Source organism: Nostoc paludosum FACHB-159 (assembly GCF_014698835.1).
In the GTDB taxonomy this organism is placed as follows: domain Bacteria; phylum Cyanobacteriota; class Cyanobacteriia; order Cyanobacteriales; family Nostocaceae; genus Nostoc; species Nostoc paludosum.
The window spans coordinates 136110-152276 of sequence record NZ_JACJTU010000011.1 but is presented as its reverse complement, the minus strand read 5'-3'; the positions used below and the strand labels follow the sequence as shown (position 1 = coordinate 152276).

General features: G+C 43.4%; 14 protein-coding genes. 10 read left to right on the top strand and 4 right to left on the bottom strand.

The window, feature by feature from the left end:
- Positions 1–261: 261 nt before the first annotated feature.
- The 6 genes from H6H03_RS13925 (at position 262) to H6H03_RS13900 (ending at position 5200) form a co-directional block, all read left to right on the top strand.
- Positions 262–1158: an MBL fold metallo-hydrolase gene (locus H6H03_RS13925; protein WP_190955683.1), complete on the top strand. Its 897-nt coding sequence runs from the start codon at positions 262–264 to the stop codon at positions 1156–1158.
- 191 nt (positions 1159–1349) lie between these two features.
- Positions 1350–2429 (top strand): bifunctional riboflavin kinase/FAD synthetase, encoded by a 1080-nt coding sequence (locus H6H03_RS13920; RefSeq protein WP_190955682.1) that lies wholly within the window; start codon positions 1350–1352, stop codon positions 2427–2429.
- 139 nt (positions 2430–2568) lie between these two features.
- A complete protein-coding gene (locus tag H6H03_RS13915; protein WP_190955681.1) occupies positions 2569–3477 on the top strand; it encodes an AAA family ATPase in 909 nt (302 codons plus the stop codon).
- 314 nt (positions 3478–3791) lie between these two features.
- Positions 3792–4049, top strand: coding sequence for a type II toxin-antitoxin system RelN family antitoxin (locus H6H03_RS13910; protein WP_190955680.1), 258 nt, complete (start codon positions 3792–3794; stop codon positions 4047–4049).
- The gene (locus H6H03_RS13905; protein WP_190955679.1) at positions 4039–4401 is read left to right on the top strand and encodes a type II toxin-antitoxin system RelE/ParE family toxin; all 363 of its coding nucleotides are present in this window, start codon (positions 4039–4041) and stop codon (positions 4399–4401) included. Before H6H03_RS13910 ends, H6H03_RS13905 begins: the two co-directional genes overlap by 11 nt.
- Positions 4402–4603: 202 nt before the next feature.
- A complete protein-coding gene (locus H6H03_RS13900) occupies positions 4604–5200 on the top strand; it encodes a cytochrome C (protein ID WP_190955678.1) in 597 nt (198 codons plus the stop codon).
- 61 nt (positions 5201–5261) lie between these two features.
- Here the strand turns inward: H6H03_RS13900 and H6H03_RS41295 are convergent, their stop codons facing one another.
- Entirely contained in the window at positions 5262–5393 is a 132-nt protein-coding gene (locus H6H03_RS41295; protein WP_277926123.1) for a hypothetical protein, read from the bottom strand.
- Positions 5394–5607: 214 nt separating this feature from the next.
- Between H6H03_RS41295 and secA the strand changes: the two genes are divergently transcribed.
- Positions 5608–8400: a preprotein translocase subunit SecA gene (gene secA / locus H6H03_RS13895; protein WP_190955677.1), complete on the top strand. Its 2793-nt coding sequence runs from the start codon at positions 5608–5610 to the stop codon at positions 8398–8400.
- A 154-nt stretch (positions 8401–8554) separates the two neighbouring features.
- On the opposite strand, the gene atpC is transcribed toward secA, so the two are convergent.
- Together atpC and atpD are read right to left on the bottom strand one after the other, a co-directional pair.
- A complete protein-coding gene (gene atpC / locus H6H03_RS13890) occupies positions 8555–8968 on the bottom strand; it encodes an ATP synthase F1 subunit epsilon (protein ID WP_190955676.1) in 414 nt (137 codons plus the stop codon).
- Between the two features lie 87 nt (positions 8969–9055).
- On the bottom strand, positions 9056–10504 hold the full coding sequence (gene atpD / locus H6H03_RS13885; RefSeq protein WP_190955675.1) for a F0F1 ATP synthase subunit beta: 1449 nt from the start codon (positions 10502–10504) through the stop codon (positions 9056–9058).
- Between the two features lie 921 nt (positions 10505–11425).
- Here atpD and H6H03_RS13880 point away from each other — a divergent pair.
- Positions 11426–12250 carry a SirB1 family protein gene (locus H6H03_RS13880; protein WP_190955674.1) on the top strand — a complete coding sequence of 275 codons (825 nt, stop codon included), beginning with the start codon at positions 11426–11428 and terminating at the stop codon, positions 12248–12250.
- Positions 12251–12345: 95 nt separating this feature from the next.
- On the opposite strand, the gene H6H03_RS13875 is transcribed toward H6H03_RS13880, so the two are convergent.
- Positions 12346–12789 carry an SRPBCC family protein gene (locus H6H03_RS13875; RefSeq protein WP_190955673.1) on the bottom strand — a complete coding sequence of 148 codons (444 nt, stop codon included), beginning with the start codon at positions 12787–12789 and terminating at the stop codon, positions 12346–12348.
- Positions 12790–13356: 567 nt separating this feature from the next.
- On the opposite strand from H6H03_RS13875, the gene H6H03_RS13870 reads away from it, so the two are divergent.
- Entirely contained in the window at positions 13357–15018 is a 1662-nt protein-coding gene (locus H6H03_RS13870; RefSeq protein WP_190955672.1) for a mechanosensitive ion channel, read from the top strand.
- A gap of 254 nt (positions 15019–15272) precedes the next feature.
- A complete protein-coding gene (locus H6H03_RS13865) occupies positions 15273–16136 on the top strand; it encodes a DUF4351 domain-containing protein (RefSeq protein ID WP_190955671.1) in 864 nt (287 codons plus the stop codon).
- Positions 16137–16167: the final 31 nt, after the last annotated feature.

Here is a 16167-nt window from a genome sequence, read left to right as displayed (position 1 = left end):
ATGCATCACATGAAAATGTAGGCTATAACTTAGGGGCACCCTAGAGATAACGGATACACATACATCTGAAAAAGTTAAAAATGATAGCTTAGAGTACCTCATCGATATTTACACAATCCGCCGGAAACAGGGTATGCTGTTTTACCAAGAAATATTCCCTTTTATCGTCTCCCTAACAAATTCGGCCAGACAGCATAAACTCAAACCAAACACGTAACAATTTTTTCATTTATCGCCCGCTCAGTCCAGCAAGCAACACCCATGTCTAGGATAGAGAATCAATTTACCGTGCAATTTTGGGGGGTTCGCGGCAGCATCCCCAGTCCAGGGCCACACACCGTTCGCTACGGCGGTAATACCCCTTGCGTTGAGATGCAAGTGGGCGGTAAACGCTTAATTTTCGATGGTGGCACGGGACTACATGTATTGGGGCAATCTTTATTGCGCCAGATGCCGTTAGAAGCTCATATATTTTTCACCCACTCCCACTGGGATCACATGCAAGGTTTTCCCTTCTTTGTTCCAGGGTTTGTGAGGGGGAATAACTTTCATATTTACGGCGCGATCGCTCCTGATGGTTCTACCATAGAACAGCGCCTCAACGACCAAATGCTCCACCCGAATTTTCCCGTGCCTTTACAAATCATGCAGGCCAATTTAAGTTTCCACGACATTCGACCGGGGCAACCAATAGATATCGATGATATTACCGTGGAAACAGCACCTTTAAATCACCCAGGTGAAGCTGTAGGCTACCGCGTCAACTGGCGCGATGGTGCTGCTGTTTATATTACTGATACCGAACATTTTCCCGACCGACTCGACGACAATGTGCTTTGGCTAGCTCGTAATGCCGACATTCTAATTTACGATTCCACTTACACTGACGAAGAATATCACTCACCAACATCCCCGAAAATCGGCTGGGGACATTCAACCTGGCAAGAAGCTGTGAAAGTGGCACAAGCAGCTAATGTCAAAACCTTGGTGATTTATCACCACGACCCAGCCCACAATGATGACTTTTTGGATCGTGTAGGAAAACAAGCAGCTGCGAAATTCCCTGGTGCTATCATGGCACGGGAAGGAATCGTACTTCAAGTTTCCACCTCAGCTTCCTTATCAGAATCTTTTCCTGTTAGCAAATTTTCTGTGTAAAGGTTGCGATTGCAGCAATAGTAGATTTTAGATTAGATTGGCGATCAGAAGCTTTCAGCGTGAGAGCGTACCTGTTGGCTATAAATTGGTCATTGGCCAAACAGGGCATAGGGCATTGGTTATTCACTAACGATCAATGACCAATGACTGATGACTGATAGCTAAAATAAACCTAAAATCTCAAAATCCACGTGCTAAATTTGTCTCAAAATGGGTGTTCTGTGTGGGTTGCTTCTTCCAGCGAAGGGCTACTAACGCCGACTGCTGTTGCACTTGGCAAATTTGATGGCGTACATCTTGGTCATCAAAAGGTAATTGAGCCAGTATTGCACGCTGGTGGTCAGTTGTTGGTAGCTGGTAGTCCACAGTCTAATGAAAATGAACAACTGGCAAATCAACAATATATTTACTCGACAGTTGTCACCTTTCATCCCCACCCACAGGAATTTTTTACGGGGCAACCCCGGACTTTGCTAACACCACTCGATGAAAAAGTCCAGCAATTGCGATCGCTTGGAGTAGAACAACTGGTATTATTACCCTTCGACAAAGAATTATCTGCTTTGACACCTGAAGAATTTGTCGAAAAAATTCTCGTCCAACAACTCCAATGCCAGCGAATTAGTATTGGGGAAGATTTTTGTTTTGGCAAAAAACGCAGTGGTACTGCTAAAGATTTGCAATTCTTTGCCGCCAAATACAATATTCCTGTCACCATCGTTCCCTTACAAACTTATACAGGTGACTCACCTACCCAAAGCAGTTGTACCAATGATGCTTCAAGTCAGGATGCCCGCATTAGCACTTCATTCATCCGGCAAACCCTTGAGTGCGGGGATATCGAAAATGCAAATCTCTTACTAGGACGCCCCTACACCCTCCTTGGTTTAGTCGTTCAAGGACAGCAACTAGGCAGAACCATTGGCTTTCCTACCGCTAACCTCCAGCTACCAAAAGAAAAGTTTTTACCCCGCCAAGGAGTTTATGCTGTGCGAGTTTTCACTCTCAGTGAAACGCCAGATGTATCCCCCAGTAAGAACTTAGGCGTCATGAATATCGGTAACCGCCCAACTGTCAACGGTGTTTGTGCAACTGTGGAAGTACACTTGTTCGATTGGTCTGGTGATTTGTATGGTAAAAAACTGGCTGTAGAACTAGTCAAATTTTTACGTCCCGAACAAAAATTTCCCTCTCTCGAAGCCCTGAAAACACAAATTCAACTCGACTGCATAGCAGCTAGACAAGTTCTGAGTGTTGAGTGGGAACAATAGATAGGGCATTGGACATAGGGCATAGGGCATTGGGCATTGGGCATGGGTTATTAATTCATCTCTTCCACTCCCTTATCTTGCCCACTTCTCATTTCCTATTCGCTATGCCCGATGCCCCATTCACCATTCCCCACACTCCATGAGAGAAAAAATTGACGCTTTAACACAAAATCTGACTCTTACCATTGTTGGTAAAAGTGAGGCAATACGCTTAGTGCTAGTAGCGCTGTTAGGTGGCGGTCATGCCCTTTTAGAAGATGTCCCTGGCGTTGGTAAAACCCTGCTTGCTAAATCTCTAGCTCGTTCAGTTGATGGCAAGTTTCAACGGTTACAATGCACTCCCGATTTATTGCCAACTGACATCACTGGTACGAACATCTGGAACCCAAAAAGCGGTGAATTTACTTTTCTTCCTGGGCCAGTCTTTGCTAATGTGGTACTTGCTGACGAAATCAACCGCGCTACACCCCGCACTCAGTCGGCTTTGCTGGAAGTTATGGAAGAACATCAAGTAACAGTCGATGGTGTCTCTCGTGCAGTTCCCCAACCGTTTTTTGTCATCGCTACTCAAAACCCTATCGAGTATCAAGGTACTTTTCCTCTGCCGGAAGCGCAAATGGACAGGTTTATGCTGTCCTTGAGTTTGGGCTATCCTTCCGAATCAGAAGAACTCCAGATGCTGCAAAATCTCCAAAATGGCGTCAAGGTAGCTGATTTGCAGCCTTGTATTACTTTGGCAGAAGTACAGGAATTGCGTTACCTCTGTTCTCAAGTCAAAGTGGCAACCTCCTTGCAACAGTACATCCTCGAATTAGTGCGGGCGACACGCCAAGATGAGGAAATCGCCCTTGGCGTCAGTCCACGTGGCACCGTAGCATTACAACGAGCTGCCCAAGCACTAGCTTTTCTATTAGGGCGTGATTATGCTATTCCCGATGATGTGAAATTTCTCGTACCTTATGTTATTTGCCATCGCCTCATTCCCAGAGGAGGACGCAACGCTAGAACTGTTGTTGAGCGATTATTGCGCTCAGTTCCTATTCCTTAAAAATAATTTTACAGATATAGCAGGCAATAGGCTTAAAGTCCATTGGTGTTGGGATTTAACCATCGTTTTATGTCCTAACGTAGCTAGCAACTGCTATATCTTTGTAACTTTTTTCAACGCAAAGGTACGCTGAGGTTGGCGCAAAGGTACGCTGAGGTTTTCTAAAGATAATTCGCTATATCCTAAAATAATTAGCCGCATCTTCATACAGAATTGGTTAGTTAAAAACCCGATAGAAATTTTGGTTGTTGGTTTTGCGAACCTCCTGAGATTTAGCCGTGTTAAAATATCCTACAAATTCAGGTGGATAACAGATGAAAGCGATCGAAGTTACTGGCAAAATTGACTCTCAAGGAAACTTAATTTTAGATGAGCCGATTCAAGGAACTAATTATCCTCATCAGGTTCGGGTAATTGTGTTGGTTCCAGAAGCAACAAACGTAGAAGAAGTTGATCCTGACGATACACCTATTGAAGAGATTAAAGCTAGTTTGAGAAGAGCTTTGCAGCAAGCAAAAGCAGGACAAACTAGACCAATTAGTGAGCTATGGGACAGGATTGATGCAGAGTAATAATCCGGTTTCGATTCGATTTGCTGATGAATTTGAAGAAGAACTTTACAGACTATCCAAGAGATTTCGCAATATTCGCACTGATGTTCAGGCGATTATTGAGCAATTACAACAGGGAAATATTCTTGGAGATAGAATTGCTGGCATTGGTGAAGAGTATGTTGTTTATAAGGTGAGAGTTCGCAATAGTAATATCCAAAAAGGTAAAAGTGCTGGTTATCGATTGATTTATCAAGTTGAGTCAACTACAAGTATTTTGCTATTAACGATTTATTCCAAGTCTGACAGAGAAGATATTGGTGTAAATGAAATTATAGATATTTTGGCTGATTTTTCTAGTGAGTCAGGTTAAAACTGCCAAGAGATTTTTTCTGGGATAATCAGCAGTAGTATGCTGTAAAAATATTTATATTAAATTTGATGTACCCTGGAAATGCGATCGCTATATTTATTCCTGAGCAAAACTACTTAGACGTAATTTGAAACACTTCTAATACTCCGTAAGTCCTATGATTAACACAAGCGCCACTTCTAAAAATCTGGGAATGTGAGGAATGTCAATTTTTGTTAAGCGGAAATCTCGTGATGGCGAAAAGCGATCGCCCTTTAGCGATAGTCAAGTGCTACGACAAAGCGCCGATCGCGAATTCAAACGCCAATTTTTCGGTTTACTCTTGGTAATTATCACCTGGAGTCTAGCTATGGGCTGGCTTTTAGCATTGGTAACTAACGCCCAAAGTGCCACTCCTCCAGCCGAAATTGGCACAGTTGATGTCATACCTCCACAATATCAACTAGGACAAGAACTGTATTTAGAAAATTGCTCCACATGCCACATCGCCTTACCACCAGGCATTTTTCCCACCCAAACTTGGAAAAATCTTCTAGAAGACTCCCAGCACTACGGCGCACAACTCAAGCCTTTAGTCGATCCGCCCCGCATTCTAGTGTGGAAATATCTTTCGACTTTCTCCCGCGTCAAACTCAACGACGAAGAAATACCCTATCGCCTGAATAATTCCCGTTATTTCAAAGCTTTGCATCCTGGTGTTAAGCTACCACGTCCTCTCGAAATTGGTAGCTGCGTGAGTTGTCATCCCAGTGCTAGCGACTACAATTTCCGCCGCCTTAGCCCAGAGTGGGAGAAATGAGGGGGATGAAGGGAGATGGGGAAGTGTGGGGAGTGTGGGGAGAGAGGGGAGAAAGATTTTTTCACCATCCTCCCACACCTCCCACACCTCCCACACCTCCCACACCTCCCACACCTCCCACACCTTCCACACCTCCCACACCTCCCACACCTCCTGCTTCCCTCATGCCCAATGCCCCATGCCTTGGCCCCATCTGGAGGCAAAATGATACTATGAAGAAAGAGTAAATATAAGATAAGAGTTAAAACCAATCATTTAAGAAACTGATTGACTAGTTTTTCTCCTGTTTTTGAGCGAATTCTCATTTTATACCCATCCACAACTAAGACTGTTGAGTGGGTTAAATGTTTATAATCAATGCCAAATCTTTAATTGCCATCCCCCTTGATTCAGTTCGATAACCTGCCATGCTAAAACTTTTGTTGGGCGATCCCAACGCTCGTAAGCTGAAAAAGTACCAACCTTACGTTACTGAAATTAACCTTTTAGAGGAAGAAATTAATACTCTTTCTGACGAGGAGTTAAAAGGTAAAACCGCAGAATTTAAACAAAGACTCGCAAAAGGCGAAGCTCTGGATGATATTTTGCCAGAAGCTTACGCCGTTGTCCGAGAAGCAGGACGCCGAGTCTTAGGCTTACGGCATTTTGATGTCCAACTACTTGGCGGTATCATTTTGCACGTAGGGCAAATTGCTGAAATGAAAACGGGTGAGGGTAAAACATTAGTAGCCACCTTGCCAAGTTATTTGAATGCCCTTACTGGTAAAGGTGTACACGTTATTACTGTGAACGATTACCTGGCTCGTCGGGACGCTGAGTGGATGGGACAGGTGCATCGCTTCTTGGGGTTGAGTGTGGGGCTAATTCAGGCAAGCATGACTCCCACTGAACGCCAGAAAAACTATAACTGTGATATCACTTATGTGACGAACAGTGAAGTCGGCTTTGACTATCTGCGGGACAACATGGCCACAGATATGAAAGATGTGGTACAACGCCCGTTTAATTACTGCGTCATTGACGAGGTAGATTCGATTTTAATTGATGAGGCGCGGACACCCCTGATTATTTCAGGACAGGTGGAAAGACCTACAGAAAAATATCTGCAAGCTGCTGAAATAGCACTGACTCTTAAAAAAGATGAGCATTACGAGGTAGATGAAAAAGCCCGTAACGTCTTATTGACAGATGAAGGATTTGCAGAAGCAGAAAATCTTTTGGGAGTAACAGATTTATTTGACCCAGAAGATCCTTGGGCGCACTTTGTTTTTAATGCCATCAAAGCCAAAGAACTTTTTCTCAAAGACACAACCTACATTGTCCGCAATGGAGAAGTGGTGATTGTGGATGAATTTACCGGTCGGGTACTACCCGGACGGCGTTGGAGTGATGGACTACACCAGGCCATTGAAGCCAAAGAACATGTAGAAATTCAGCCAGAAACTCAAACTCTAGCGACAATTACTTATCAAAACTTGTTCTTGCTGTATCCTAAATTGGGTGGAATGACAGGAACGGCAAAAACTGAAGAACCAGAGTTTGAAAAAATTTACAAACTTGAAGTTACAGTAATTCCTACTAACCGTGAAAGAAGACGCCAAGACTTGTCTGATATGGTCTTTAAGAAAGAAACAGGCAAGTGGGGAGCGATCGCCAGAGAATGTGCCGAAATGCACGAACTCGGTAGGCCAGTACTAGTAGGAACCACGAGTGTAGAAAAGTCTGAGTATCTCAGTAGATTACTCAAACAGCTAGAAATTCCCCACGAATTACTCAATGCCCGACCGGAAAACGTGGAACGGGAAGCAGAAATCGTCGCCCAGGCAGGGCGCAGAGGTGCTGTGACCATTGCGACGAACATGGCGGGAAGAGGTACAGATATTATCCTTGGTGGGAACTCCGAATACATGGCGCGTCTGAAGCTGCGGGAATATTTCATGCCCCGCATTGTGATGCCAGAAGATGAAGATGCCTTTGGCGTTCAAAGACCTGCGGGATTGCCTACAGGACATGGCGGCGGTCAAGGTTTTGTCCCTGGCAAGAAAGTTAAAACTTGGCGGGCTTCACCAGAAATTTTCCCCACCCAGTTGACAAAAGAAACAGAACAGCTCCTTAAAGACGCAGTAGAAGTTGCAGTGCGGGAGTATGGCGATCGCAGTTTACCGGAACTCGAAGCTGAAGAAAAGGTAGCTGTAGCCGCCGAAAAAGCTCCCATCGATGACCCTGTAATTCAGAAATTGCGGGAAGCTTATAAACGCGTGAAGCAGGAGTACGAACAATTCACCGAGCGAGAACATAATGAAGTAGTAGAACTCGGTGGCTTGCACGTCATTGGTACAGAACGCCACGAATCGCGGCGGATTGATAACCAGCTGCGGGGACGCGCCGGTAGACAAGGCGACCCCGGAACCACAAGATTCTTCCTCAGCTTAGAAGATAACTTACTGCGGATTTTTGGTGGCGAACGTGTTGCTGGTTTAATGGAAGCCTTCAACGTCGAAGACGATATGCCCATCGAATCGGGGATGCTAACTCGCAGCTTGGAAGGCGCACAGAAAAAAGTCGAAACCTACTACTATGACATCCGCAAGCAGGTGTTTGAGTATGACGAGGTGATGAATAATCAACGTCGTGCTATTTACGCCGAACGCCGTCGGGTGTTAGAAGGTCAAGACTTGAAAGAACAGGTAATCAAGTACGCTGAAAAAACGATGGATGACATCGTTGACTATTACATCAACATAGACTTACCTTCCGAAGAGTGGGAGTTAGAAAAGTTAGTTGAGAAAGTCAAAGAATTCGTCTACTTGTTATCGGATTTGCAGGCTAGTCAACTAGAAGATATGTCTGTGACTGAGATTAAAGCCTTCCTCCACGAACAGGTACGAATTGCTTACGACCTCAAGGAAGCACAAATTGACCAAGTTCAACCAGGACTCATGCGTCAAGCGGAACGTTTCTTTATCCTGCAACGCATCGATACTCTGTGGCGAGAACACCTGCAACAAATGGATGCTTTGCGTGAATCGGTGGGATTACGCGGTTATGGTCAAAAAGACCCATTGATTGAATACAAGAGCGAAGGCTACGAGCTGTTCTTGGATATGATGGTGAATATTCGCCGAGATGTAGTGTATTCGTTGTTCATGTTTCAGCCGCAGCCGCAACCCGTGGTACAAGCGTCCTCAGAGATGGTGTAATCAACATTGTAGAGACGGCGATTCATCGCGTCTCTCGCTTTACATAAGTAGTGAAAACATTTCATGCACAAAAGACGCAGAAGCAGTAAAAGAGCTTTTGCGTCTTTGTTTTTTATTATTTTGGATTTTGGAACAAATCTAAAATCCAAAATTGTTAGACTAAACCGCCAGCAGCTTGAAAACGAGCGCGGGCACGTTTGAAGGCTTGATTTGCTTGGATTTGTGCTTGGCGATCGTCTGCTGACACTTGACTAAGACGAGCTTCTGCTTGGTTATAAGCAGCACGGGCTTCTTCAAGGTTAATTTTGTCACCACGCTCAGCACCGTTAACGAGAATTGTGACTTCATTCTCTTCTACTTCGGCAAAGCCACCCAAAAGAGCGATCGCTTGCCAACTTTGATTTTTAGCGGCACGGACTCGCATCACACCTGTATCCAGGGCGGTTAACAGAGGCGCGTGTCCAGTTAAAATACCTAACTGACCGGTAGTGCTAGGCAAAACTACTTCTTCCGCTGGGGCATCCCAGACTGTTTTATCTGGGGAAATTACACGAACGGTTAATGTCATTTGTCTTTTGTCCTTTGTCCGTTGTCTTTTGCAATTGCCATTAGTCATTAGAATTTGCACTAATGACTAATGACTAATGACTAATGACTAACCTTTGATTTTTTGAGCTTTGGCGATCGCTTCGTTAATATCGCCCACCAAGTAGAAAGCCTGTTCTGGCAGGTCATCCAACTCACCAGACAGAATCTTTTGGAATCCTTTAATGGTGTCTTCCAACTTCACGTATTTACCAGGAGAACCGGTGAATACTTCTGCCACAAAGAACGGCTGAGACAAGAAGCGCTCAACTTTCCGCGCCCGTGCTACTACTAGACGGTCTTCTTCAGACAATTCATCTAGACCAAGAATAGCAATAATGTCTTGCAGTTCTTTATAACGTTGCAGAGTTGATTGCACAGCGCGGGCAGTATTGTAGTGTTCGTCACCTACAATGTTGGGCTGTAGCATGGTGGAAGTTGAACCCAGGGGATCTACCGCTGGATAAATTCCCTTAGCTGCCAAACCGCGAGACAGTACTGTTGTTCCGTCCAAGTGAGCGAAGGTAGTTGCAGGCGCGGGGTCGGTGAGGTCGTCCGCAGGTACGTACACCGCTTGAATTGAGGTAATGGAACCCTCTGTAGTGGAGGTAATCCGCTCTTGCAGTTCGCCCACGTCAGTACCCAATGTGGGCTGATATCCTACCGCTGAAGGCATCCGACCAAGGAGGGCTGATACTTCTGAACCTGCTTGCACAAACCGGAAGATGTTGTCAATAAACAGCAACACGTCTTGTTTGTTGACATCGCGGAAGTACTCTGCTACTGTCAATCCCGACAGACCAACCCGCATTCTTGCTCCGGGTGGCTCGTTCATCTGACCGTAAACTAGAGCAATCTTCGATTCGTTGAGGTTGTCTTTGTTGATAACCCCAGATTCAATCATTTCGTTGTAGAGGTCATTGCCTTCACGGGTACGTTCGCCCACACCAGCAAAAACAGATACTCCACCGTGCTGAGTAGCGATGTTGTTGATCAACTCCATCATGATCACGGTCTTACCAACACCAGCGCCGCCGAACAGACCAATCTTACCGCCGCGTCGATAGGGAGTCAGGAGGTCAACAACTTTAATCCCAGTTTCAAATACTGAAGGTTTGGTTTCCAACTCAGTGAATTTGGGAGCAGAGCGGTGGATGGGTAAGGTGGCCTCAGCATTTACAGGCCCTCTATTGTCCACGGGTTCGCCAAGGACGTTGAAAATCCGACCCAAGGTCGCTTTACCAACTGGCACGCTGATGGGAGCGCCTGTATCGACGACTTCCAGCCCACGCACTAAGCCATCGGTGGAACTCATAGCAACAGTCCGCACTTGGTTGTCGCCCAGCAATTGCTGTACTTCAACAGTGAGGTTGATTTCCTGTCCAGCTTCGTTAGTGCCTTTGATGGTCAAAGCGTTGTAGATTTGAGGCAATTTCCCGCCGGGAAATTTAACGTCTACAACTGGACCAATGATTTGGGTAATGTAGCCTATGTTTGTTTTTTCTGCGGTTGTGACCATGCTGCGCCTAATGATTGAAGCTATATTTCAGATAAGGTCGTTGAAGACATAAGATTAAGCAATGTCATCTTTCAGGTTAGCACTGAACGCCCCCCCTCTACGCCATAAATTGATTCTTAAGACTGAGGTTGGGGATCAAAAATTCGCCTCGCTTGTAAAAATGGCTTGGAGGGAACAGAAAATACTTGAAATTGCAACTTTTTTAAGTATCAGAATTAAAACTGCCATGCCAACTCAGTATTGACATGGCTGTGATTGAATTAAATTAAAACTTTTTCTTCCCTTCTGCCCTCTGCTCTGGAGCCTTCTGTCTGCCCCAAGGACAGATAAAAAATTACTTTGTCAGGCGATCGCTGAGACGGCAGTAATATATAAATTTTTAGTAAATTTATATACAAGCAAATAATAATTACCTGCTTTGTGTAGGTGCAGTTCCTCGTAGACATTGCCAACACAGCAGTCCATAAAGTGAAGTTGGCATCAAATACTTATACAAAAAATCTGCTCTTTGTAGCGATCGCCACAAAGAGCAGTACGATGCCATTTCATTCAAATAGTTAATACAAATGCTCTCAATGAAGTTCCGCAATTGGGTAAAGCAATAATTATATAATTGTGGTTTTATAATATACATTTCTACTGGTATTAGCGAACCAAATTCTCGATACTATAAATATGTATTTAAGTCAATAACTAAAGAGCTATATTAGCTTATTTTCATACCTTGGATAGATCGATTTCATGAAATCTATGCATAAACTACATTTGCAAATTTCGTGAATATTCATAAGATAAAAATATGTACAAAAAGCGGAAAGTCCCAGCAGCTGGCTTTTGGCGAACATAACTTTTCAAGAAACTGTTTTTAGTTCAGCCAAGCCACTTTCGCTTTATCCTCACACCTCCACCGAGCAATAGCTTATGAATTTCTCGTTAGCGCGACAATATTTTTATCAGGAGATTCAGCAGTCTGACGAGGAGATTGATTTAGCAAAAGCAGCTTTATATATTGCCCAAGAGGAATATCCAGACTTAGATCCAGAAGAATATCTCAATGCTCTTGACACAATGGCATGGGAGTTGCAAGAACGCCTACCCCAACAGCGATATCCTCTGCGGATGATTCAAACTATTAATCAATATATCTACGATGATTTAGGATTTTCTGGTAATAAAATTGACTACTACGACCCACGCAATAGTTATTTGAATGATGTAATTGACAGACGATTGGGTATTCCCATTACTTTGGCGTTAGTTTACTTAGAAATTGCGCGACGGATTGATTTTCCGATGGTGGGTATAGGAATGCCAGGACATTTTCTGATCCGCCCCGATGTTCAAGATATGGAAATTTTTGTCGATGCTTTCAATGGTGGTGAAATAATATTTGCCCAAGATTGCCAAGAAAGACTATCTCAACTTTATCAGCAGCCGATGACGCTACAACCAGAATTTTTAGCTGTGATAAGTCATCGGCAATTTTTGGCAAGGATGCTAACAAATTTAAAATTTATTTATCTGAGACAACAAAAGTTAGAAAAAACACTAGGAGCAGTTGAACGAATTTTACTGCTGTTTCCTGATTTAACTTTAGAATTGCGCGATCGCGGTTTGATCTATTATCAACTAGGCCACTATCCCCAAGCCCTGAACGACTTACAAACTTATCTAGTAAAAGTTCCTGATGCCAAGGATGCACCCGTAATTAGGCGGCTACTGGCTGAGTTGGGAAAAGATGGATAGGGCACGGGAAGAGGACAAGGGGACAGGGGGACAAGGGGAAAGACTTACTCTAACTTCTCCTCTGCTCCCCTGCCCCCCTGCCCCTCTGCCCAATTCTATTTTTGTTCTTCTGCGACTCGTTTGAGTCGGCGCAGCTGGGCTTCCATGTCTTGTTTTGTCCAAGATGCGGCAAAGGTTTTGAAACCCCAACTTACTAAGGGGTTAGGAATATCGAACTCAAAGCGGTTGAGCAGGAGTGTTCCTTTTTGTGTTGGTTGACATTCCCAGCGATCGCGTCCTTGAAAAAATCCCTCAAATTTCCAGACTACCAAACCCGGTTGTCGTTCCACAACTACGCTTTTCAAAGTTGGTTGAAGTAGAGGAATTTGAATGATAAAACGACTTTGACTGCCTAAATCGGTACTCCAGACTTCGCCCACAGGTTCGCAACGAAGGACAGGATTCAGCCAACGGTGCATAAGTGCTAAATCGGTAATACAGCGTTCGACTACCGTGGCTGTAGCGTTAATTTGAATCGATTGTTCCAGTACTTGGGACATTCCAGATCTTTTAAGCTGTTGCTGCAATTAGGGTAACGCAAAATGGGGCATTGGGCATGGGGCATGGGCATTAGTTATGATTCTTCTGCCTCACTCCCTCATCTCCCTTGTCTCCCGACTCAGTTTTTGACATTTTTTTTGATAAAACGAAAAAATCTTGACTATATCAAACAGACAGTGAGTTTACAGGTAATTTGCTGGTAAATTGATAGGCAAAACACTAGTAAACTTACTGGGATGCAGAATTATGCAACAGGTGACGCCGATTTCGTCCCAATTTCAGTACAAGGAGTTGGGGAGGAGTGGGCGCTATGGGGCTGGGTAGTGGGTACTGGCGAAGAAATTATTTGACGGTAATTTTCAGTAAATAGACCCTGCTGTAGGGGTATAGTAATCCCTACTACAAATGTGGTTGAAATACATGAAAACTACTGTCAGGTTTGGTTCAGATATAAATCAACATACTTATTTTCCCAGTACCTAGTCCCCAGTCCCTAGTTCAAATCAAGCCACCGGATAAGTATTTCAAGTGTTTTTGGTGAATTAAAAGCTTAATACTGGAAAACCATGAACACAACTTGGCAAGGAATAACCCAGTTGATAGATATTGGTTTATCAATAAGGGGACAGCAATTTTTGGCACAATCGCCGAGTCTGCAAACAGGTCAAACAGCAGTAAACGAAGGTGTCGCTAATGTGCAAGGAATTGTTGAACAGTTGATTCTGTTTATGCCCCGTGTGCTGGGGGCTGTGGTAATTTTGTTTGTAGGTTGGCTAATTGCAGCGATCGCAGCCACAGTAATACAAAAAATCCTCAACCGCACAAACATAGATAACAGGATTGCAGCAGGCATAACAGGTCGTCAGGATGTTCCTCAGGTGGAGAAGTTAATCTCCGATTTGGTTTTTTGGAGCATTATCTTACTGACTGCGGTAGCTGTTCTACAAACACTGAATCTAGAGATCGCATCTCGACCGCTGAATAGTTTTCTTGAGCAACTTATTGGCTTTTTGCCAAAGTTAGTTGGTGCTGGAATCCTTTTAGCAACTGCCTGGGTATTAGCCACTATTGTCAAAATTGTTACTATACGTTTAGTGAGGACATTTAACCTAGATGAGCGTTTGAATCCAGAACCCGCAGATAGTGTGCCCAGTCTTAATCAATTGTCTCTCAGTGAAACCATTGGGAATGCTTTGTATTGGTTTATATTTTTACTGTTTCTCGCTCCGATTCTGGATACTCTCGGACTCAGGGAAGCTTTACAACCAGTACAAGCTTTAATTACAAAGATTCTGGTAATTCTGCCAAACATTTTAGCAGCGGTGCTAATTGCGGCAGTTGGCTGGTTTATAGCTAATGTGGTGCGGCGGATTGTGACAAACTTGCTAGCAAGTGCTGGTATTGATGGTTTAGGTAGTCGATTTGGATTATCTACGGCTGCGGGAGTGCAATCTTTATCGAGTATTCTCGGTACGATTGTCTATATTTTGATTTTGATTCCTGTGGCGATCGCAGCCCTTGATGCTTTACAAATTGCAGCAATATCAGTGCCTGCGATCGCTATGCTGCAACAGGTTCTCAACGCTGTACCTGCAATCTTTACAGCTATAGCAATTTTGATTATTGCCTATTTCTTGGGACAATTTGTAGCAGATTTAGTTACAAGTATCCTGACTAATTTAGGCTTTAATAACATTTTCACTGTATTGGGTCTGACAACACCTACTAGGCGAATTGTCATTTCCACGGAATCAACAGAACCAACACCCCCTCCAATTCCCACCCGTACACCGTCAGAAGTTGCAGGCATTGTTACCTTAGTGGGTATTATGCTATTTGCAACGGTAGCGGCGGTAAATATCCTGAATATTCCAGCCCTGACAGCATTAGTGTCTGGTATTTTGGTTATATTCGGGCGGATTTTGGCGGGTTTGGTAATATTCGCCATTGGTTTATTTTTGGCAAATCTGGCTTTCAACATTATTACCAGTTCTGGCGATCGCCAAGCACAGATTTTAGGACAAGTAGCGCGGATTTCTATCATTACTTTAGTCTCAGCAATGGCACTGCAACAAATTGGAGTTGCTAGTGATATTGTGAATTTAGCCTTTGGACTTTTATTAGGTGCGATCGCTGTTGCTATTGCCCTAGCTTTTGGCTTGGGAGGTCGTGATATTGCCCGCGAACAAGTTCAAGAATGGCTCAATTCTTTCAAAGGTAGAAACTAAAAGTTCATGAAGGCGAAATTTCGTCTGTAAATTTGAGAAAATGCACCCGTAAGTATCAATAGTGGAGAAAATCTATCGATAATTTTGGCTAAAAGGTTGAAATTTACAGTTTAAAAGCTCGGAGTTTGAGTGTAGAACTTGACATTTTAAGTTCTGTAGCTCAAGTTCCGAGTTTTAAATATAGCAGGGAACAGGCAATAAGCAACAGCCAACAGATTTACAAGAATCAATAAAATCAGGTGCAATTTTGATAGATGGCAGAATATGACAACCTTTGTAAAATACTCGCAGAAAAATATCCCCGTGATTTTATTCGTTGGTTATTAAATCAAGAACCCCGAACAATTGAAATTTTAAAAACTGAATTGAGCATCGAACCTATTCGTGCTGATTCTGTTACCTTTCTGCAAACAGAAAATCGGATTTTACACCTGGAATTTCAAACTAGAACGCAATCCCAAAAACCAATTTCTCTGCGGATGCTAGATTACTATGTTCGATTGACACGAAAATATCAAGTTCCTGTGACGCAGGTAGTAATTTTTCTGCAACAGACAAATGACGAAATCGCTTTTACTGAAGAATATATTAGCGAGGTTACAACCCACCGTTATCGAGTTATACGGATGTGGGAGCAAGATTCAGCACTATTTCTTAGCAATCTGGCGTTATTACCTTTCGCACCATTAACACAAACAGATTCACCCCAAGTGTTATTATCGCAAGTTGCCCAGGAAATTGCTAAAATTCCAGATGTTGAGACTAGACAAAATACAGCTGCATACACAGAAATATTAGCGGGGTTAAAGTTTAAGCAAGATTTGATTCTGCAATTATTACGGGAGGCAACTATGCAAGAATCAGTTATTTATCAGTATATTTTGCAAAAGGGAGAACAAAGAGGAGAGCAAAGAGGAGAGCAAAGAGGAGAGCAAAAAGAAGCTTTTCGCTTTTTAAACCGTCAATTAAATCGGCGATTTGGAGAAATCGATTCGTTAATTATTGATAAAATTCGAGTATTATCTACTGAACAATTGGAGCAATTGGGTGAAGCCTTTTTAGATTTTTCAAATATATCTGATGTAGTTGCTTGGCTGGAACAAAATACAAGCAGTTAAGTAAGCGGTGGCAAAAATTAAATGTATATTA